The organism is Tardiphaga sp. GW822-FHT04G09 (assembly GCF_058800725.1).
In genome coordinates, this window is the sequence record NZ_JBXAMO010000027.1 from 1 (window position 1) to 18,087 (window position 18,087).

Here is an 18,087-nt window from a genome sequence, read left to right on the forward strand (position 1 = left end):
GGCGAGCGCTAAAGTTTTGCTGAGGGCGGGTTAAAGGGCGCTTGACAACAGATCGCAATTAAAGGGCCGATTGACAGCCCAACACCCGGAAGGCGTGGTTATGGGCATCAAACAGCATCTCGTGGGTCTGGAGCAGGTAGGCTCGAAGCGTGAAGGCCCGACTGTAGGACAGCTTGACATGGGCGACCTGGAGCTTGGTGCGCTCGCCGGCAATGATCGCCCAATCCTCCGACCAGTCGAATTGGAACGCCTCGCCCGGCACAAAGGCCAGCGGCACGAAAGTACCGCGGCCGCTGGTCTGTTGCTCACGCAACCGGGCAGCCTTCCAGTCCCGGGCAAAGGCCGCGACCCGATTGTACGACCCCTCATAGCCGAGGGTCACCAGATCAGCGTGCAGCTGTTTGATCGTACGCTTGTGCTTGCGCGACTTGCCGCTCTCGACCCGCAGCATCGCTGCGAGCTTATCGGCATAGGGATCGAGTTTGCTCGACCGCTCGGGAAGATGAAACCGGGGTTCGACGCTGTCCGCCCGCAGGTACTTGCGCACGGTGTTCCTCGAAAGGCCGGTGCGGCGGGAGATATCCCGGATCGAGAGGTGATCCCGGTAATGCCAGCGTCGGATGACGCTCAATAACTCCATGTCGATCACTCCGCTGTCCCCCGCGATGCCGCGTGAGACGTGGTGAAAACATGGGTCACTTCTCGATGGAAAAATCCGTGCCTGCCGGGTCAACTCTCAGTGGAAATCAACAGAATGTCGTACCGCTGACACACGCGATACACGCCCCTGTCACCGCGGAGAGCTATCAGAACAGCGCGGGTTGCCAGCCGGCTTGAGTGGACAAGCGAGCGCTGGAGGGGATTTCGAACGGCGCGGCGTCCCTGATTGCGGCGCCCGTCACCAGGAAAGAGCAGAGCATGCTGACGGATCGTCACGTCGCCGAATATCAGACCAAAGGTTTTGCCGTCGCCGAGGGGCTCTTTACCGAACAGGAGATCGGCGAGCTGCGGCGTGTCACTGACGAGTTGATCGTCGAAGCGTCAGCGCTGACAAGCCCGACGCCGACCTTCGAGCTCGAGCCGTCCCACGCTCCGGAACAACCCGCCGTTCGCCGCATCGAGATGCCACACAGGCACTTCGACTTCTTCAGGGAGTTCGTACGACATCCCGCCCTTATCGATAGTCTGCAGAAGCTGATCGGCCCGGACGTTCGAGTGCACAACTCCAAAATCAACCTGAAGCCGGGCCGGATCGGTTCGCCCGTCGAGTGGCACCAGGATTGGTGCTTTTATCCGCACACCAACGACGCGTTCCTGACGGTAGGCGTGTTCCTGGACGATATCACCAGTGTTAACGGGCCCCTGCTGTGCCTGCCAGGCTCGCACCAGGGCAAGATCTACGATCACCACAACCCCGATACCGGGTACTTCTGCAGCGCGGTCGACCTGGATGCCGATCCCGTGAACGCCACCGGCGCCGAGGAATGCGTTGGTCCCGCAGGGACCGTGTCGTTCCACCATGTCCGCACCATGCACGCCTCCGGACCGAACATGTCCGCCCAGGCCCGCCGGTTGTTGTTGATTGGATATGCCGCTGCTGACGCGTGGCCGCTGTTGGGCGTGAGGAACTGGGACCAGTATGAAGCGGACATGGTTTGCGGACGATCTACCCGCAACCCGAGGATGGTCGCACTGCCGTGCCCCGTGCCCTTTCCGATGCCGCCCGAAGCGCAAGAACGGTTCAGCCTGTTCGACAACCAGAAGCGGGCGCGGCGCTTGCTTTACGATCGTCCCGCCGAGGTGAATTGAGCTCGCGATCATTGGGTGCGACGGCGCACGTTTGATTCTGGCCGATCTGTGTGCGTCCGCCCCGTTTCCAGAAACGGCATCGATGAACGAAACCCGGTCCGTGCGGCGCTGGTCGGCGGCGGAGCGCTGTACATCGGGTTCGCGAGCGAAGGCATCAATCTACTGACCCTTAAGTCAGTCCCTGTTCGATCTAGCAATGTGTGGAGACGTTATGAGCATTAACAGACGCAAGTTCCTGGCGACCACCGCGGCGGCGGCGGCGGCCACTTCAGTTTTTCGGCCAGCCATCGCGCAGACCAAGAAACTTCGATTCGCGGTGGGACCGCTTCTGCCCAACCCCGAGGACACGAAGAAGGCGTTCGGGCCGGTATTTGCCCATATTGCAAAAGAGTTCGGTGCAGATTTCGAGCTCTCGGCGACCACCGATTGGGCCGGGATGGCAGTTGCCATGGGCGGCGGTCAGCTCGATCTGGCATGGATGGGGCCGTGGGGCTACATCATTGCCAACAACGCGACCGGTTGTCAGGCGGTCGCCACCGCCAAATATGATGAAAAGCCGACTTATCAGGCCATCATCATTGCGCGGCCCGATCTCAAGGTGACGAAATTCCCCGACGATACGAAGGACAAATCGATTTCCTTTGCCGACGTCGGCTCCACATCCGGCTGGTTGATCCCGACCTTCTACGCAAAGGAAGTCTGGAAAATCGATCCCAAGGCCTTCTGGAAGTACAGCGACGGGGCCACACACGGGGCCAACGAGATCGCTGTCTCGTCTGGCCAGGTGGACATGGCTACCGACTTCGACCGCAACCGCAATGCCATGATCGCATCCGGCCGGGTCAAGGAGGACTCAAACAAGATCATCTGGACATCGGACCCGCTGCCCAACGATGCCATCGCGGTACCCGCCAACGCTTCCGCCGAGATGTCGAGCAAGGTGCAGGCCATCCTGACCGCGATCACGGTCGAGCAGGCAAAGTTGCTGCTGCCGAACCGGTACACCGGCTTTGTCGCGGCGACCCATGCCTCCTACAGGTCGATCGAGAATGCCGGCATCTCCGTCGGCAAGATCAAGGCAAAGGTGTGAGATGAACGCTACGGGAGCGAGACGTCTCCTCGAGGGCTCGATCGCTGGTCACGGCGGGATGAAATCCGCTGCAGAAGCCCTTGCCAAGCTCGAAGCTGCGCAACGCACATTCAGCGTTGCGCGAGTAAAAGGCTGGTTGCTCGTAGCGATTATCGTTGCTTTCTATCTGGTCGCCGCCGAACTCGCGCAGCTGGACCTCGGCAAGCTCGCCACGGGTCTCCCAAGACTTTGGGATTGGCTGTCGCGAGCCTGGCCGCCGAAGTTCGAGGAACTGCCGGTGTTCCTTTGGCGAACGGCGGAAACGGTCGCCATGGCCGCGATTGGCACAACGCTCGCCACGCTGATCGGGTTGCCTTTTGCGATCCTGGCAAGCCGCAATATCACGCCCTTTCCGTTGCTGTATTTCCCGACGAGGTGGTTTCTGAACGCGCTGCGTGGAATCGATTCCTTCGTGTTTGCGCTGTTGTTCGTGGCCGCGGTCGGGCTCGGGCCGTTCGCAGGTGTGCTCGGCATAACCCTCCACACGGCCGGCACGGCCGCCAAGTTCTTCGCCGATCAGATCGAAAGCGCGGACCTCGGTCCTCACAATGCGATCCGCGCAACCGGTGCGGGGCGACTTACCGCACTCACATACGGGCTCCTGCCGGATATTCTGCCGCTTCTACTCTCAACCTCGCTGTTCTGGCTGGAGTTCAACGTCCGCGCCTCCACTGTGTTGGGCGTCGTCGGCGCAGGCGGCATCGGCCAGGAGCTGAAGAACAGCATGGACCTTCTCGACTTCTCCCGGCTTTTCACAATCATAGCCGTCATCCTCATTGTCGTGACAGCGCTGGACTGGCTGTCGGGGTGGCTGCGCAAGAGGCTTGTTTGACCAATGGGTGACGCCGTGGACACGACATCTGCCAATGGGCGCACGTTAGGCTCGCAGCCGGACATTGTCGGCAAGCCGCCGGTGCTCACCGTCGAGGACTTCTCGAAGAGCTTCGGGGCGCGGTCGGCGGTGGAGAATGTGAGCTTTTCGTTGATGGAGCATGAATTCGTTGCGGTTCTGGGACCGAGCGGCGCCGGTAAAACCACGCTGTTTCGCTGTATCACCGGTTCGGCCAAATCGGACGCGGGGCGCATTCGCTTCGGCGGCACCGAGATCGAGCGGCTGACGCCCCGCGAGCTGCGACAAATCGCGGTCGTCTTCCAGCAATTCAATCTGGTGCGCCGGCTCACGGCTCTCGACAACGTGCTGGCCGGGCGGCTCGGTTATTTACCGACCTGGCGCGGCGTATTCCGCCGCTTCGAGCGCGCGGACAAGCTCAGGGCGTTCGAATGCCTGGAGCGTGTCGGCATGCTCGATCACGCGCTCCAGCGCGCCGACACGCTCTCCGGCGGGCAGCAGCAGCGGGTCGCGATCGCGCGCGCGCTCGCCCAGGAGCCACGGTTGATCGTCGCCGACGAGCCGGTTGCAAGTCTCGACCCCAGTTCGGCCGCCGGGGTCATGCAACTTCTCAAGGACATCGCGCGGGACGAAGGCGTTGCCGTGATCTGCAGCCTGCATCAGGTCGGCTATGCTCGCACATTCACCGATCGCGTCATCGGTCTTGCGCGTGGCCGCGTTGTCGTCGATGCGCCGACGCAGAGCTTGGACGAGGCTGCGTATGACGCGCTTTACGGTTCCGCGGACCTGCGATCGAACACTGCTACGACCGGGCACTCCGGGATGCCGGACCACCATTCGACCGTGGAAAAAGACCGCAGGGCGGCCCTTCGTTTGGGGGATCCAGATCCGGTCTTGGTTTCCGATGGCGTTTGAGCCCGTCCGTCGGTTAGCCCCGTCGCGCAGGTAAGGATCGAAATTACCTGCGAGCACTTTGGAGTTTGCCTCCATCGGCGCAGCTTGCGCCTGACCCATTCATTACGCTAGCAAGAAAACGCAACTGGTCTAAGCCAATCGTGTCGTCACAATTCTATTTGACCTGTTTTTTGTGACGGTGGCGCGATTGTCGCATATCTGCAACAAGCAATACACATGCCTGTCACCGCATCGGACTAACATCGCCAAAACTCAATCAGGTGACGGCGTGTCGCAACTCAACATCGTTCAACTCACGAAATCGTTCGGCGCAACACAGGTTCTGCATGCGGTCGATTTGAGAGTGGAGCGCGGGGAATTTATCACCCTCCTCGGCCCCTCCGGCTGTGGCAAGACAACGCTGTTACGCATTATCGCCGGGCTGGAAACGCCCGATCAGGGCGATGTGCTGGCGGATGACATTTCGATCCTTGGTACGGACGCCAAGGACCGAAATCTTGCCATGGTTTTCCAGAACTACGCGCTCTATCCGCATTTGACTGTCGCTCAGAATATCGGCCTGCCGCTAACGATGCGGCGGCTCACGCGGTTGCAGCGGATGGCCGGACGCTTCGGCATCAGCAGGACTGCGAGAGAGGTGCGAAGGCAAATCGGCGCCGACGTCGGGCGGGTGGCCGACAGCCTCCAGATCGGCAACCTGCTGAACCGCCTTCCTTCGCAATTGTCGGGCGGTCAGCGCCAGCGGGTCGCCCTCGGCCGCGCGATGGTGAGAAACCCGCGGATGTTGATTTCCGGCGAGAAGTGACCCTGGATTTCCACTGAGAAGTGACCCGGGGTGATGGTGGTCTTGGGTCAGGTTGCGGTCAAGTTTCGGGGCTTCTCCTTTGAGGGTTTGGGTGGTTTGGTCGAGCTGGCTCTGAAGCGGAAGCTGTCGTTTCCGGTCTCCAGGATATGGCAGTGGTGCGTGAGCCGGTCGAGCAAGGCCGTGGTCATCTTGGCATCGCCGAAGACCGTGGCCCATTCGGAGAAGCTGAGATTGGTGGTGATGATGACGCTGGTGCGCTCATAGAGCTTGCTCAGCAGGTGGAAGAGCAAGGCGCCGCCGGAGGCGCTGAACGGCAGATAGCCGAGTTCATCGAGGATGACGAGATCGGTGTGGACGAGGCGGCCGGCGATCTGTCCAGCTTTGCCCTGGGCCTTTTCCTGTTCGAGGGCGTTGACGAGCTCGACGGTGGAGAAGAAGCGGACCCGCTTGTGATGATGCTCGATGGCGTGGACTCCGAGAGCCGTGGCGATGTGGGTTTTGCCGGTACCCGGACCGCCGATCAGGACGACGTTGTGTGCGTCGTCGAGGAACTCGCAGCGATGGAGCTGGCGGACGAGCGCCTCGTTGACCTCGCTACTGGCGAAGTCGAAGCCGGCGAGGTCGCGATAGGCCGGGAAGCGCGCGGTCTTGAGCTGGTAGGTGGTCGATCGCACCTCCCGTTCGGCGGTCTCGGCCTTCAAGAGTTGTGCGAGGATCGGCATGGCGGTCTCGAAGGCCGGTGATCCCTGTTCCGTTAGCTCCGTGATGGCCTGGGCCATGCCATGCATCTTGAGGCTGCGCAGCATGATGACGATGGCTCCACTGGCTGGATTATGACGCATGGCGCGCCTCCCTGGCTCGGCGCAGGGCGTCATAGCGCTCGACGTTGGCCTGAGGCTCAGTGGTCAGCGTGAGGGCGGGGGGAGCCGGGATCGTTGGCGTGCTCAGCGGCGTACCGTCGATCAGCCGGTGCAGCAGGTTGATGATGTGGGTCTTGGTCGGCACGCCGGCCTGAAGGGCGAGCTCTACGGCCGTGAGCACGACCTGCTCATCGTGCTGGAGGACCAAGGACAGAATCTCGACCATCTCGCGGTCACCGCCTGGCCGCTTGAGCAAGTGCTGCTGCAGGGATCGAAACGCGGGCGGCATCTCAGCGAACGGCGCGCCGTTGCGCAGGGCACCGGGCTTGTTCGTCGCCTGAGCCAAAAATCGTCGCGATGGTGCGGACGGCGGCATGCCTCGCGGCATGACGATCTTCGTCTGTTTGACAATCCGAACACCTTCGAATTGCAATGAGATTAGCGAGCCGCTTTTTACTTCGTCGCAAACAGACGCGGTCATGACAATAGAAATCCCGAGGTTTGCCCTGACGGCGCGCTTGACCGCCTCCGTGCTCCCGAAGCCGTCCACAACGGTCAATCTGTCCGCGACGATTCCCAACTGATCTCGCAATAGCTTTCCGGTACCGGTGGCCTCTTCGCCTCCCAGGATCCTCTGCTGCACCAACTCCTGTGGCGAAATGCTCACTCGCCCCGCCCAAGGATGCTGCGGCGAAACTATGAGCGTGAGCGGCGCCGGAAGCCAAAAGTGTGCTTCAAACCCTTCCATATCAAACCATTGTTCAACAATGGCGAGGTCGGCCTGCCCGCGTTTGAGGCGTTCGCGCACGTCTGGATTGCTCCCGATCCAGAGCTCAGTTTCCGCCGTGTCTGCCGATCTGAATGACGAGAGATAAGGCTGCAGCAGGTAAACGCCGATATTGCTCGAAGCCGCCAACCGCAGTGGCCCGGTGGAAATGAGATGGCGGGCCTTTTCCGCAGTTGTGACCAGTGCCATCGCGAGTGGCCGAAAGACCTCCCCCTCGGCGGTCGCGATGATGCTTCCATTCGTTCGCACGATCAGGCGGGCGGCCAGTTCCTTCTCCAACTGCGCGATATGGTCGAGGACCGTGGACGGCGCCAGATTGAGACTACGGGAAGCGGCCCGAAGGCCGCGCTCGTCAAGAACCTTGAGAAAGGTTTTGGCGTGCAAAAGATTGAGCATCGGGAGCGCCGGTAAGGTTGTTGACTGCGTAACGCGGCACACGGCCGCTGATGACGTCGATGATACTCTCGGCCGCCGACCGTTCGATTTCCTGGCGCACGCGGGTGACTGCAGACCCAATATGCGGGGTCAACACGGTTGGCGCACCCGCCCCGCGAAGCCGTGGCTCGATTTCACCGGGCCTGGGTTCGCGAGCCCAATCCTCGCATTCGAACACGTCGGCGGCGTAACCCGCGAGATGGCCCGCCTCGATGGCGTCGGCGATGGCCGCTTCATCGACGAGCGAACCACGGGCCGGATTGACGATGCGCGCGCCGCGCTTGACCCGCGCAATGGTATCGCGACCGAACATGTGAAGCGTCTCGGCATTGAGCGGGAGAGCAAGCACCAGAAAATCGGATTCCTCCAGTAGCTGATCCCGACTGGCCATCGCGACATGACCGTCCAGCGATCCCGACGGCCGTGCGACGGCCGCATCCCACGCCAGGACGCGACATTGAAATCCGGCCAGGCGTTCGGCAATCGCGCGGCCCACGCATCCGAAACCGAAAATGCCGACCGTCGAACCGGCGAGGCCCGCGCCGTAGAAGGTGGGCCGCCATCCCGAAAAACCTGACGAACGGATCTGGCTGTCGGCCGCAGCGATACTGCGGCCGAGTGAAAGCATCAGGCCGACCGCAAGCTCCGCCGTCGGCACCGTCAGCAGATCAGGTACGATCGACGCCCACACGCCCGCGTCCGTACAGGCATCGACATCGATGTTATCGAACCCCTTCAACGCGGCGCCAACGATTTTCAGATCGGGACAAGCCTCGATGAAGCGACGGTCGATCAGGTCCGTCATGAAGGTGAGCACGCCGAACGCATCGCGGCACCGCTCCGTCACCTCGGCCTGCGACCACGGATCTTCCGCTTCATTCTGTACAACGTGGGCATATCGATCCAGAAGCTGGCGGGTTTCCGGGAATATCCGGTTTGTCACGACGATCTTGGGCTTCTCAGGCACGTTATTGGATCCTTACTTCAAGGCCTTGCGGAGCGTCGCTCCGATGGCGTCGACGATGATTACACAGGCCAGGATCGAGAGCAGGATGGCGGACACCTGATCGTAGGCGATCAGCCGCAACGCACCCATCAGTTCGAAACCGATGCCGCCTGCCCCGACGATTCCGAGCACCGTGGACGCCCTGAAGTGATACTCCCAGCGATAGATGGCGATGTCAGCGAGTTGCGGCAGCACTTGCGGCAGGACCGCGTGGGTGATGACCTGGAACGACGTGGCCCCGGAAGCCCGCGCCGCTTCTATCGGTTTCGGGTCGACATGCTCGATCGCCTCGGCGAAGAACTTGCCGACCATGCCTATCGAATGGAAACCAAGCGCCAGGACGCCGGGCAAGGCGCCAAAGCCCACCGCCGCCACGAACAGCACGCCCAGAATGAGTTCGGGCACCGAGCGCAGAGCGGCGAGAAGGGTTCTGGTGACGTGGTAGACCAGTGGATGAGGACTGGTATTGCGGGCCGCGCAAACCGCCAGCGGCAATGAGAGCACAAACGCAAATGCCGTACCGGCGATCGACATCGCCAGCGTATCGGCCAGCGGCTTCAGCCAACGCTGCCACCGGGAGAAATCCGGCGGATACATTTCGGACGCCAACTGCGCGATGGCCGGGCCGCCTTCGATAAAGCGGCGTGCATCGAAGAAGCCGGTCGCCGCGAACGCCGCGATACTCGCGGCGACCACGAGCGACAGCAGACCTGCCTGGCGCAGGTTGGCGCGTCGCTCACTCGCCAGAACGGTGGTGTAGGCGGCTGGCATCGTCACGCGCTATTTCACCTTGGCAAGGTCGAGCTCCAGGATCTTCGCCATGTCGCGAAGCACGTCATAGGCCTTGTCGTCGGTCGGCGCGAAGCCTTCGACGCGGAACGACTTCAGGATGCCCGGATCCTTGATGTCGAGAAACGCGGCCCGAATGGCGGTCTTCAGCGCAGGATCAAGATCGCCCTGCAGCGTCAGCGGATAGTTCGGGATCGGATCCGACAGGCCGATCTGAACGATCTTGGCGGGATCGATCGTCTTGCGCTCGACCAGGGTCCGGTAGATCTGCTCCGACAACGCGCCGGCGGGCACCTGCCCCGCCTGGACGGCGCGGGCCACCGCATCATGCGTGCCGAGATGGACCGCCTTGTAGTCCTTGTCTCCGATCAGTCCGCTCTTCGCCAGATGGGCGCGGGGCGCCAGATGGCTCGATGTCGAGGCCGCGTCACCGAAGCCGAATGGCTTGCCCTTGACGTCGGCGATCGACTTAACCGGTCCTTCGGCGTTGGCGATCAGGATCGAGTTGTAAAACGGCTTGCCCTTCTCCACGCCGACCGCGAAGGGCTCGATGTTCGGGGCTTTGGATTTGGCGAGCACGTAGGAGAACGGACCGAAATAGGCGACCTCGATCCGACCGAAGCGCATCGCTTCGATCATCGACGAATAGTCTGTGGTGACGATGACTTCGACCTTCTTGCCGAGCGTCTTTTCGAGGTACTCCTTGAGAGGCTGGGCATTCTGGATGATGGTCGCGGCATTCTCGTCGGGCAGCAGCGCCACGCGCAGCGTCTCGGGATTTTTGGCAAGCGAGGTGTCGGGCAGCAGTATGGCTGCGATCGCGGCCGAGAGCATTCCGGTCAGAACTGTTCTGCGTAGCATCGGTTATTCCTTCAAGCTGCTTCGGTGATTTTCGGTTGTGTGGCGGCCCCGGTGGTGCCGTAAATCCTGTCGAGATCTGCGGGCAGGAGCGTTGCGGACTTGCCGTCGAACACGATCCGCCCGGCCGACACGCCGACGATCCGGTCGGCGTAACGGCGGGCGAGTTCGACCTGGTGGAGACTGACGATCACGGTCAGGCCATGTTGCCTCGCGATGCCGCGCAACAGGCCCATCACCTGATCGGCGCTTGCGGGATCGAGAGAAGCCACCGGTTCGTCCGCAAGAATGATGCGCGGCTGCTGCGCCATCGCACGTGCGATCCCGACGCGCTGTTGCTGGCCGCCGGACAGCTGATCTGCGCGGTGCAGCGCCCGGTCCAGCAGCCCGACCTGCTCGAGACATTGCAGGGCAATCGATTTGTCCTGCGCGGGCATGCCGACCAGCGTGCGCAGCGAACTGTGATACGAAAGTCGGCCGGTAAGAACATTTTGCAAAGCTGTCAGGCGGCCGATCAGATGGTGCTGCTGAAATACCATCCCCGTTGCCTGGCGATGTCTACGAAGAGTTTTATTACTGCCAAAGATCGAATTCCCGCCTCCATCCCGGATGGCGCCCTCGCTCGGATGCACCAGACCATTCAAACATCTCAATAGGGTCGACTTCCCGGCACCTGATGGCCCGAGCAGGACGGTGAAGTCGTTCGCAACGAATTCGGTCTTGACACTCTGCAGCGCTGTCACGCGGTTGGCGTAGCGAACCGTAACATTGTCGAGACTGAGCATGGACTGTTCCCGTGCGCCGGCTTAATTGAGCGTCGGGCGCGTGATCGAAAAATCCGAACAATCGCGCCTTGTGATCGCTTAAGCCGAACTAGCAGCCAGAGATGACAGGCGGATGACTTTGCATTCGGGCACAGAACGTGGTGGTTGTTCAAAGCGGGACGTGGCTTATCAGCCGGAGAACTTGGAATGCATCAGCTAAGCTTCACCGGCTAGCCTTCACGGGTCCCATTGCAACGCGCGGGTTGGCTCAGTTGCCATGACGATCGTAGCTCCCTGTCAAACCAGAGAGCGGCGGTTTCGCCATGACGACCTAGGGGCACACGCAACGAAAGTCAGTTAGTTACGGCGAACCGAGCTCGTCTTCGATTTCCCGTGCGGTCTGCCGCGCACCGCGCATAACCCCGATGAGCGTGGCCGAGGCAAAACCGGTCCACTCCCCGTAGCCGACGAGCCACAGGCGCGGCTCGGAGACCGATCGCGTCCCATTCACTGCCACCTTGCCGTCGCTTCCGACGACGTTCAGGGGATGGAGGTGCCCGAGCGCCGGCGCAAAGCCCGTGCACCAGATCACGGCATCGACGTGGCTTTCAGTACCGTCGCTCCAGACCACGCCCGACGAGGTGAAGCGGACGAACGGCCTTACCGAGGTCAGGACGCCCCTTGCCCTGGCCTCCTTCACGGCCGCGATCATGACGATATCGCCAAGGCCGCCGGCCGGAGCTGCCGCCGGCCCGTTGCTTTGAGATGCCTCCCATTTGGCGGTCGCCCGCTCGAAGAGAACCCGTCCATCCACGTCGTCCGCAAGGAAGGTAGGCTCTCGGAGTGTGACCCAGATCGTCTTGGCCACCTGCGAGACCTCGGCGAGGATCTGGGCTCCGCTGTTGCCGCCGCCGACGACCAGGACGCTTTGACCGGCGAATGTTCGCCGTCAGCACCCTTGAGACCAATTGAGGGACTTCACGAAGGGAGGATTTCTGGTTCATCGTAGCCGTAAGGAGCGAAGATGAAGCAGAAATCCGTACCGGGCAAAGCGCCCGCAGAACAAGTGCTGAAGGACATCCGGCGCCAGACGCGTCGGCAATACTCGGCCGAAGAGAAGATCCGCATCGTGCTGGAAGGGCTGCGCGGTGAGGAGAACATCTCCGAGCTGTGCCGCCGGGAAGGCATCGCCGCCTCGATGTATTACGGGTGGTCCAAGGAGTTCCTGGAAGCTGGCAAGCGTCGGCTGGCGGGCGACACGGCGCGAGCCGCTACCCCTGGCGAAGTGAAGGATCTTCGTCGTGAGGCCACCGCATTGAAGGAGGTCGTGGCTGACCTCACCCTGGAGAACCGTCTGCTTAAAAAAAGCATGAACGGGGATGGGGAGGACGAGGCATGAGATATCCTGCATCCGAGAAGGCCGATATCATTGAGCTGGTCGAGCAATCGCATCTGCCGGCCAAGCGCACGCTGGACAAGCTCGGCATCCCACGCGCCACTTTCTATCGCTGGTACGACCGCTATCAGGCTGGAGGGCCTGAGGCGTTGGCCGACCATCGCTCACGGCCGAACCGCGTCTGGAATCGCATTCCGGACGACGTCCGCGGACAGATTATCGACTTGGCGCTGCAAGTCCCCGAGCTGTCGCCGAGGGAGCTGGCCGTGCGCTTCACTGACGAGAACAAGTACTTCGTCTCCGAGGCATCGGTCTATCGGTTGCTGAAGGCGCATGACCTGATCACCAGCCCGGCCTATGTGGTGATCAAGGCGGCGAACGAGTTCAAGGACAAAACCACCGCCATCAACCAGCTCTGGCAGACAGACTTCACCTACCTCAAGATCACTGGCTGGGGCTGGTACTACCTATCGACGGTGTTGGATGACTTCTCGCGCTACATCGTGGCCTGGAGGCTTGGTCCCACCATGTGTGCTTCCGACGTCACCGCTACACTCGACCAGGCACTGGCAACATCGGGCCTCGACAGCGCCACCGTTGTGCATCGGCCGAGGTTGCTCAGCGACAATGGCGCATCGTATGTTGCAGGCGACCTTGCCGACTGGCTTCAAGACAAGGGCATGCAGCACGTTCGGGGAGCACCATATCACCCGCAAACCCAGGGCAAGATCGAGCGTTGGCATCAGACCTTGAAGAACCGCATCCTGCTGGAAAACTACTATCTACCCCGAGATCTCGATCGACAGATTGGAGCCTTTGTCGAGCACTACAATCACGTCCGCTATCATGAGAGCATCGAAAACGTAACACCTGCTGACGTTTACTTTGGCAGAGCGCAGACGATCCTCGCAGAACGCAAACGCATCAAACTTGCCACCATCACAAACCGTCGCTTGCAGCACCGACTGCACGCCGCTTAAACTCTAACCCTGATGAGCCAGAGCCTCTCTTAGAGAAACGCTCAATCAGTCTCAAATTATCTGACGACGGACAATACTGCCGAATCCGCATATCGGCCGATACGTGAAAGAAGACGGCGAGATTATCGATGCAGCCTGACCTCCCGAACATCGATCCTGCCGCGTTCCAGCTTCCGGATAGCTCCCGCCTGCAACAGGGCTCTGCCGTCGATCACCGGCCCCGCATCCTGTTGCTGTACGGGTCGCTGCGGGAGCGGTCGTTCTCTCGTTTCGCCGTCGAAGAGACGGCCCGCCTGTTGGAAGCTTTCGGTGCCGAGACCAGGATCTTCGACCCTTCCGGTTTGCCGCTTCCCGACGACGCGCCGGCGACGCATCCAAAGGTGGTGGCACTGCGCGACTTGTCCGCCTGGTCCGAGGGACAGGTCTGGTGCAGTCCCGAACGCCATGGAGCCATGACCGGCATCATGAAGGCTCAAATCGACTGGATCCCGCTCTCTATCGGTGCCGTCCGTCCAACGCAGGGCAAGACGCTGGCGGTGATGCAGGTCAGCGGCGGCTCGCAGTCCTTCAACGCCGTGAACCAGCTTCGCGTGCTGGGGCGCTGGATGCGGATGATCACGATCCCCAACCAGTCGTCCGTCGCGAAGGCCTACGACGAGTTCGACGACAACGGGCGGATGAAGCCGTCTCCCTACTACGACCGCATCGTCGACGTCGCCGAGGAGTTGGTGAAGTTCACGCTGCTTACGCGAGGCGTCTCGGCGCATCTTACCGACAGATACAGTGAACGGAAGGAGACTGCAGGAAATCTCGCGGATCGATTGCGCCTGAGTGAAGCGACATGACCGAGCGCTACCAGGAGCCGAAAACAGCTTTCAATCCGTCGATGGTGAGTCCGCCTGCCATTCCTCATTGGATTTGAGGTTGACGATCATTCTCGAACATCTCGGAAGGCTCTGGATCAGTTGCGGTCGCGGCGCGCCCGGCTCTGCCATAGACCGACGTCACTTCCGGAAAAGAGCGGATGATCCGGATCTGCATCTGCAGTAGCTCGCCCCCCTTGGTTACGGATATCCCGGGCAATGTCGTCGGCAAGTACACCAACATGCCTTCGTTCAGACTCGGCGTTGACTCGGTGCCGAGCCTGCCGACCGGCCAGACGCTAACCGCGTGCCCCCAAGCGCAAGCGGGACAACCAGCGTTTCTCGCGCATAACGCGCCTGATGACGGGTCGATAGATACAGATCAGGAAGCAATTGATCAGGTTTCTGTGTTCTGGGATAACTTTTCTCAGACGAAGAGGATCATCAGCGCCGGGACTAGCGTCAGGGAAAGGATGGCTGCAGCTGCCATCGAGAACGTCTTGGTGAACGCGAGCGGGCTAAACAGACGACACAGTGCCTCGCACCGCATAAGCCGGAAAGGCTGCCACATCCCGTCTGCTTCGGCGACAACCAGCGACGAGACCGAGAGCCGCGGGATGGTAGCAAGCTCGGGCCGAGCCCACCTCAAGCTATCGACAACCTTGACCCTGAAACTGACAATATGCTCGCATTCGTTGCGTTAAAATGGGTATACATGTTGCCAGCTGGATATATTGTTGTCTTCCCAACCGAGAAAATAACGGCGACGAATGACCTCGGAACAAAGATCATGGTGGAAGATCTCTCTGGAGCTAAAGCTGCGCAAAAGCAGTGGCGACGCCTTTCAGGAGTTTTTCTCAGTCACTATGGCCGAAGCCCACGGTTCGGACTTTGTCAGGGTCCGGCCATATGGCCAGTTAGGTGACAAAGGCTGTGATGGCTATCTCCAGTCAACAGGGGCCGTGTATGCTTGCTACGGAGCTCTAAACGGCGATGGCGGCAAGGTCGCTTATCTCATCGGCAAGATGGGAGATGATTACGGAAAAGCTGTTGCCGCGCTTCCGAAAATTATGAAGGCGTGGCACATGGTTCACAATCTCGTCGGAGGTCTGCCCATTGAAGCCATCCTAAAATTGGACGAGCTCAAATCGGCAGACGCCGAGCGTGAATTCGGGTTCTTTGGGCTGGAGGGCTTTGAAAACCTCATCTTCTCCCTGAAACCCATTCAAATCGAGGGATTGTTAGGGCTGGCGGCAACCGCACAGGACCAGCAGAACTTTCGGACGACCGAACTCAGCGCGCTCGTCGCAGCCGTCATTGCCGCATCAGATGCAAACCCAGTAGATGTCACTGAAATTCGTCCCGTGCCCGTAGATAAGCTTAGCTTTAATAATCTGCCGGGCCACTGGCAATCATTGATAGCGGGTGGCTGGCAGAATGCCCACTTTGTTCAAGAGTATTTCGACCGTCACCATGAGCCCATGACAGGCGAAATCATCGCTCAGGCGTTTAATGCACGATATCAGTATCTCAAACTTCAAGGGCTGCCCTCGGGGGCTATCATGTCGTTTCTTTACGAGGATACAGTTGGTGCGGGTTCAGTCCCTGCAGCACGTCAGGTGGCAGCGCAGGCTCTTTTGGCTTATCTGTTTGAAAGCTGCGATATTTTCGAAAGTCACGACCTGAAAGTCGCAGCTCAATGATCCTACCTGGAAAGCATTTACGCGCTGACAGGGCACTCCTTGGGGTCGGAGGTGAAGTGCTGGCGCAGCTTCACGAGCCGAAAACCGTCTCAGAGTTATGGGCGCGCACGAGGCAGAGCCGTACCCCGAATTCTTCTCCGATTAGTTTCGACTGGTTTATCTTGTCGCTCAGTTTTCTTTTTGCAATAGCGGCGATTGATATAAGCGACGGCCTCATTTTCGCGAAAGCGAAGCAATGATCATCTCGATCGATAGTTCGATATCTACCTTCAAATCAGTTCGGTTTCATGCGGGGCTGAATATTCTGCTTGCAGATACACAGCCAGGAGCAACCGACAAACAAACGCGCAATAGCGCAGGCAAAACCAGCCTGGTGGAGATCATCCACTTTCTGCTGGGATCAAAATGCGCCAAGGACTCACTGTTCAGAACAAATGCTCTTATTGAGCACTCGTTCACCGGAATATTCGTTGTCGGCGGATTATCCATGACAGTTCAGCGTAGCGGAAGTGCTCCATCCAAAATATTCTTGCTGGCAGGAAGCGAATCAGCGCCTGGACTCTTAGTAAAAGTCGAAAAAACGACGGGACGCCCCTACGTATCAAACGAGAACTGGAAGTCCTATCTCGGTCATAAGATGTTTTTGCTTCCCGAGATTGCGCAAGAAACGGATGACGAGCAGAGCGGCACGCTCAGCTTCCGGTCCCTGTTTGCGTATTTTGCACGCCGCCGCGAAGCCGGAGCATTCTTGAAGCCGGTTCAGCAGGCGCAAATGCAGCAGCGCGCCGACTGGCAAACTAGCCTTTCTTATATTCTCGGGCTCGACTGGGAAATTTCAGTCGAATTTCAAAAAGTGCGAGATCGAGAGAAAAACCTTGAAGAACTGAAGAAGGCTTCGCAGGCCGGTGCGCTTGGCAACGTTATCGGCACAGTTGCGGTGCTCCGCCCGCAGGTAACTATAGCAGAAGCCGATGCGCAGAAACTCAAAAAGCAGCTTGCCAACTTTGAAGTGCTCGATTCATACAAGGATCTGTCCGACAGAGCCGCGCGAGCACGGACAGATATGCAGGCACTGGGCCGGGAAGCAGTCTCGCTAAAAGAAACGCTTCAACATCTGCAAAGCGCGCTCTCGCTGGAGCATCCGCCCGAGCGAACCGATTTACAGCGCATGTATGAAGCCGCGGGCATCGAACTGCCTAATATCGCTCTTAGGCGTTTTGAGGAGGTGAACCAGTTCTACAGCTCGGTGGTTGAAAATCGCAGGAGCCATCTCCAATCGCAGATTACGCAGATCGAAGGCGAAATCGCTTCGGGCGAAACTCGGATGCAAACGGTCGACGCCGAGCGGCGCGAGATCATTGCGACTTTGGAAGGCAGAGGCGCATTGGAGGATTTTGTTCGCCTACAAACTAATCTTGCTACACTTGAGGCTCAAGCAGCCGCCTTGCGCGAGCGGTTCAAAGCCGCAGAATTGCTCGAAGGCCAGTCAACGCAGCTCGACATTGATAGGGGTAATCTCAAGCGCAGGCTACAACAGGATTTTCACGACAGAAAGCTCATTCTTGACCGGGCAATTCTCATAATTGCTGAGACGATCACAGAGCTTTATGACGACAGATCCGGACGCTTTGTTGTGGAGGCTACAGAAAACGGGCCCGATTTCAAGATTTCGATAGAAGGCGACAGGGGCGGTGGAATCTCCAACATGGAAATTTTCTGTTTTGATCTGACCCTTTTCAAAATCGCGTCGCAACGTTTCGGAGGTACCGGCTTTCTTATCCATGACAGCCATCTTTTTGATGGCGTGGATGAGCGTCAAGTCGCGCGTGCCTTGATTCTTGGTCAGCGCGCCGCCGGTTCCGGGCAATACATGGTCACAATGAATTCCGATATCTTTGACAGGCTGCCGCTTCCGCCGGAGTTTGATCGCAGCAAGACTGTTCTCAAGACTCGGCTATCAGACGAAACAGAAACCGGGGGCTTGTTCGGTTTCAGGTTCGAGTGAGGTGGCTCGTTTTTTAGAAGTCAATTATAGGAAATCGCCGGTGCTCAGGCCTACAGACGAAAGGCTGACTGGATTTATATAAAATACTTAACCGTAGACAATTTCGCGAACGCGGACACATGCACGGCGAGCA

General features: G+C 59.7%; 16 protein-coding genes and 4 pseudogenes. 10 read left to right on the forward strand and 10 right to left on the reverse strand.

What is annotated here, in order from left to right:
* Positions 1-76: 76 nt before the first annotated feature.
* Positions 77-640, reverse strand: a pseudogene (gene istA / locus AC1RLZ_RS28175) (IS21 family transposase); the annotation flags it as partial.
* Positions 641-837: 197 nt separating this feature from the next.
* Between istA and AC1RLZ_RS28180 the strand changes: the two are divergent.
* The 5 genes from AC1RLZ_RS28180 to AC1RLZ_RS28200 all read left to right on the forward strand — a co-directional run bounded on the left by AC1RLZ_RS28180 (position 838) and on the right by AC1RLZ_RS28200 (position 5,508).
* On the forward strand, positions 838-1,809 hold the full coding sequence (locus tag AC1RLZ_RS28180; protein WP_051472558.1) for a phytanoyl-CoA dioxygenase family protein: 972 nt from the start codon (positions 838-840) through the stop codon (positions 1,807-1,809).
* 211 nt (positions 1,810-2,020) lie between these two features.
* Positions 2,021-2,899, forward strand: a complete 879-nt coding sequence (locus tag AC1RLZ_RS28185) for a phosphate/phosphite/phosphonate ABC transporter substrate-binding protein (RefSeq protein WP_493191336.1) — start codon at positions 2,021-2,023, stop codon at positions 2,897-2,899.
* Between the two features lie 58 nt (positions 2,900-2,957).
* A complete protein-coding gene (phnE, locus tag AC1RLZ_RS28190) occupies positions 2,958-3,770 on the forward strand; it encodes a phosphonate ABC transporter, permease protein PhnE (protein WP_024922083.1) in 813 nt (270 codons plus the stop codon).
* Positions 3,771-3,773: 3 nt separating this feature from the next.
* Complete coding sequence (gene phnC / locus AC1RLZ_RS28195; RefSeq protein WP_244434546.1) at positions 3,774-4,703, forward strand: phosphonate ABC transporter ATP-binding protein; 930 nt, start codon at positions 3,774-3,776, stop codon at positions 4,701-4,703.
* A gap of 268 nt (positions 4,704-4,971) precedes the next feature.
* Positions 4,972-5,508, forward strand: a complete 537-nt coding sequence (locus AC1RLZ_RS28200; RefSeq protein WP_024922085.1) for an ABC transporter ATP-binding protein — start codon at positions 4,972-4,974, stop codon at positions 5,506-5,508.
* 47 nt (positions 5,509-5,555) lie between these two features.
* Here AC1RLZ_RS28200 and istB read toward each other — a convergent pair whose 3' ends face one another.
* The 8 genes and pseudogenes from istB to AC1RLZ_RS28240 form a co-directional block, all read right to left on the reverse strand.
* The gene (istB, locus tag AC1RLZ_RS28205; RefSeq protein ID WP_006023736.1) at positions 5,556-6,350 is read right to left on the reverse strand and encodes an IS21-like element helper ATPase IstB; all 795 of its coding nucleotides are present in this window, start codon (positions 6,348-6,350) and stop codon (positions 5,556-5,558) included.
* Positions 6,340-6,723, reverse strand: a pseudogene (locus tag AC1RLZ_RS28210) (IS21 family transposase); the annotation flags it as partial. The pseudogene AC1RLZ_RS28210 and the gene istB, both read right to left, overlap by 11 nt.
* Positions 6,715-7,551: pseudogene (locus AC1RLZ_RS28215) on the reverse strand (LysR family transcriptional regulator); the annotation flags it as partial. The pseudogenes AC1RLZ_RS28215 and AC1RLZ_RS28210, both read right to left, overlap by 9 nt.
* Positions 7,508-8,557 carry an NAD(P)-dependent oxidoreductase gene (locus tag AC1RLZ_RS28220; RefSeq protein WP_493191337.1) on the reverse strand — a complete coding sequence of 350 codons (1,050 nt, stop codon included), beginning with the start codon at positions 8,555-8,557 and terminating at the stop codon, positions 7,508-7,510. The gene AC1RLZ_RS28220 and the pseudogene AC1RLZ_RS28215, both read right to left, overlap by 44 nt.
* A gap of 12 nt (positions 8,558-8,569) precedes the next feature.
* Positions 8,570-9,367: a phosphonate ABC transporter, permease protein PhnE gene (phnE, locus tag AC1RLZ_RS28225; RefSeq protein WP_493191386.1), complete on the reverse strand. Its 798-nt coding sequence runs from the start codon at positions 9,365-9,367 to the stop codon at positions 8,570-8,572.
* A gap of 9 nt (positions 9,368-9,376) precedes the next feature.
* The gene (gene phnD, locus AC1RLZ_RS28230; protein ID WP_493191338.1) at positions 9,377-10,246 is read right to left on the reverse strand and encodes a phosphate/phosphite/phosphonate ABC transporter substrate-binding protein; all 870 of its coding nucleotides are present in this window, start codon (positions 10,244-10,246) and stop codon (positions 9,377-9,379) included.
* 11 nt (positions 10,247-10,257) lie between these two features.
* Positions 10,258-11,028, reverse strand: coding sequence for a phosphonate ABC transporter ATP-binding protein (gene phnC, locus AC1RLZ_RS28235; protein WP_493191339.1), 771 nt, complete (start codon positions 11,026-11,028; stop codon positions 10,258-10,260).
* 340 nt (positions 11,029-11,368) lie between these two features.
* Positions 11,369-11,875 (reverse strand): hypothetical protein, encoded by a 507-nt coding sequence (locus tag AC1RLZ_RS28240; protein WP_493191340.1) that lies wholly within the window; start codon positions 11,873-11,875, stop codon positions 11,369-11,371.
* A gap of 156 nt (positions 11,876-12,031) precedes the next feature.
* Here AC1RLZ_RS28240 and AC1RLZ_RS28245 point away from each other — a divergent pair.
* A protein-coding gene (locus AC1RLZ_RS28245) for an IS3 family transposase (protein ID WP_493191341.1) occupies positions 12,032-13,383 on the forward strand; the annotation gives its coding sequence in 2 pieces (ribosomal slippage) (positions 12,032-12,368 and positions 12,368-13,383; 1,353 coding nt in all).
* Between the two features lie 128 nt (positions 13,384-13,511).
* Positions 13,512-14,228 carry an arsenical resistance protein ArsH gene (arsH, locus tag AC1RLZ_RS28250; protein WP_493191342.1) on the forward strand — a complete coding sequence of 239 codons (717 nt, stop codon included), beginning with the start codon at positions 13,512-13,514 and terminating at the stop codon, positions 14,226-14,228.
* Positions 14,229-14,253: 25 nt separating this feature from the next.
* On the opposite strand, the pseudogene AC1RLZ_RS28255 reads toward arsH, so the two are convergent.
* A pseudogene (locus tag AC1RLZ_RS28255) lies at positions 14,254-14,775 on the reverse strand (efflux RND transporter permease subunit); the annotation flags it as partial.
* A 241-nt stretch (positions 14,776-15,016) separates the two neighbouring features.
* Between AC1RLZ_RS28255 and AC1RLZ_RS28260 the strand changes: the two are divergent.
* Genes AC1RLZ_RS28260 through AC1RLZ_RS28270 form a run of 3 tightly spaced genes read left to right on the forward strand, consistent with a single transcriptional unit; the run spans position 15,017 to position 17,954 of the window.
* Positions 15,017-15,949 carry an ABC-three component system protein gene (locus AC1RLZ_RS28260; protein ID WP_493191343.1) on the forward strand — a complete coding sequence of 311 codons (933 nt, stop codon included), beginning with the start codon at positions 15,017-15,019 and terminating at the stop codon, positions 15,947-15,949.
* On the forward strand, positions 15,946-16,188 hold the full coding sequence (locus AC1RLZ_RS28265) for an ABC-three component system middle component 6 (protein WP_493191344.1): 243 nt from the start codon (positions 15,946-15,948) through the stop codon (positions 16,186-16,188). The genes AC1RLZ_RS28260 and AC1RLZ_RS28265 overlap by 4 nt, the downstream gene beginning before the upstream one ends.
* Positions 16,185-17,954, forward strand: coding sequence for an ABC-three component system protein (locus AC1RLZ_RS28270; protein ID WP_493191345.1), 1,770 nt, complete (start codon positions 16,185-16,187; stop codon positions 17,952-17,954). The genes AC1RLZ_RS28265 and AC1RLZ_RS28270 overlap by 4 nt, the downstream gene beginning before the upstream one ends.
* Positions 17,955-18,087 lie beyond the last annotated feature (133 nt).

Coding starts and splice junctions, on each gene's coding strand:
- phnE (WP_024922083.1), top strand. CDS start 2,958: ATGAAATCCGCTGCAGAAGCCCTTGCCAAGCTCGAAGCTGCGCAACGC.
- istB (WP_006023736.1), bottom strand. CDS start 6,350: ATGCGTCATAATCCAGCCAGTGGAGCCATCGTCATCATGCTGCGCAGC.
- AC1RLZ_RS28260 (WP_493191343.1), top strand. CDS start 15,017: ATGACCTCGGAACAAAGATCATGGTGGAAGATCTCTCTGGAGCTAAAG.
- AC1RLZ_RS28185 (WP_493191336.1), top strand. CDS start 2,021: ATGAGCATTAACAGACGCAAGTTCCTGGCGACCACCGCGGCGGCGGCG.
- AC1RLZ_RS28270 (WP_493191345.1), top strand. CDS start 16,185: ATGATCATCTCGATCGATAGTTCGATATCTACCTTCAAATCAGTTCGG.
- phnC (WP_493191339.1), bottom strand. CDS start 11,028: ATGCTCAGTCTCGACAATGTTACGGTTCGCTACGCCAACCGCGTGACA.
- phnC (WP_244434546.1), top strand. CDS start 3,774: ATGGGTGACGCCGTGGACACGACATCTGCCAATGGGCGCACGTTAGGC.
- AC1RLZ_RS28265 (WP_493191344.1), top strand. CDS start 15,946: ATGATCCTACCTGGAAAGCATTTACGCGCTGACAGGGCACTCCTTGGG.
- phnD (WP_493191338.1), bottom strand. CDS start 10,246: ATGCTACGCAGAACAGTTCTGACCGGAATGCTCTCGGCCGCGATCGCA.
- arsH (WP_493191342.1), top strand. CDS start 13,512: ATGCAGCCTGACCTCCCGAACATCGATCCTGCCGCGTTCCAGCTTCCG.
- phnE (WP_493191386.1), bottom strand. CDS start 9,367: ATGCCAGCCGCCTACACCACCGTTCTGGCGAGTGAGCGACGCGCCAAC.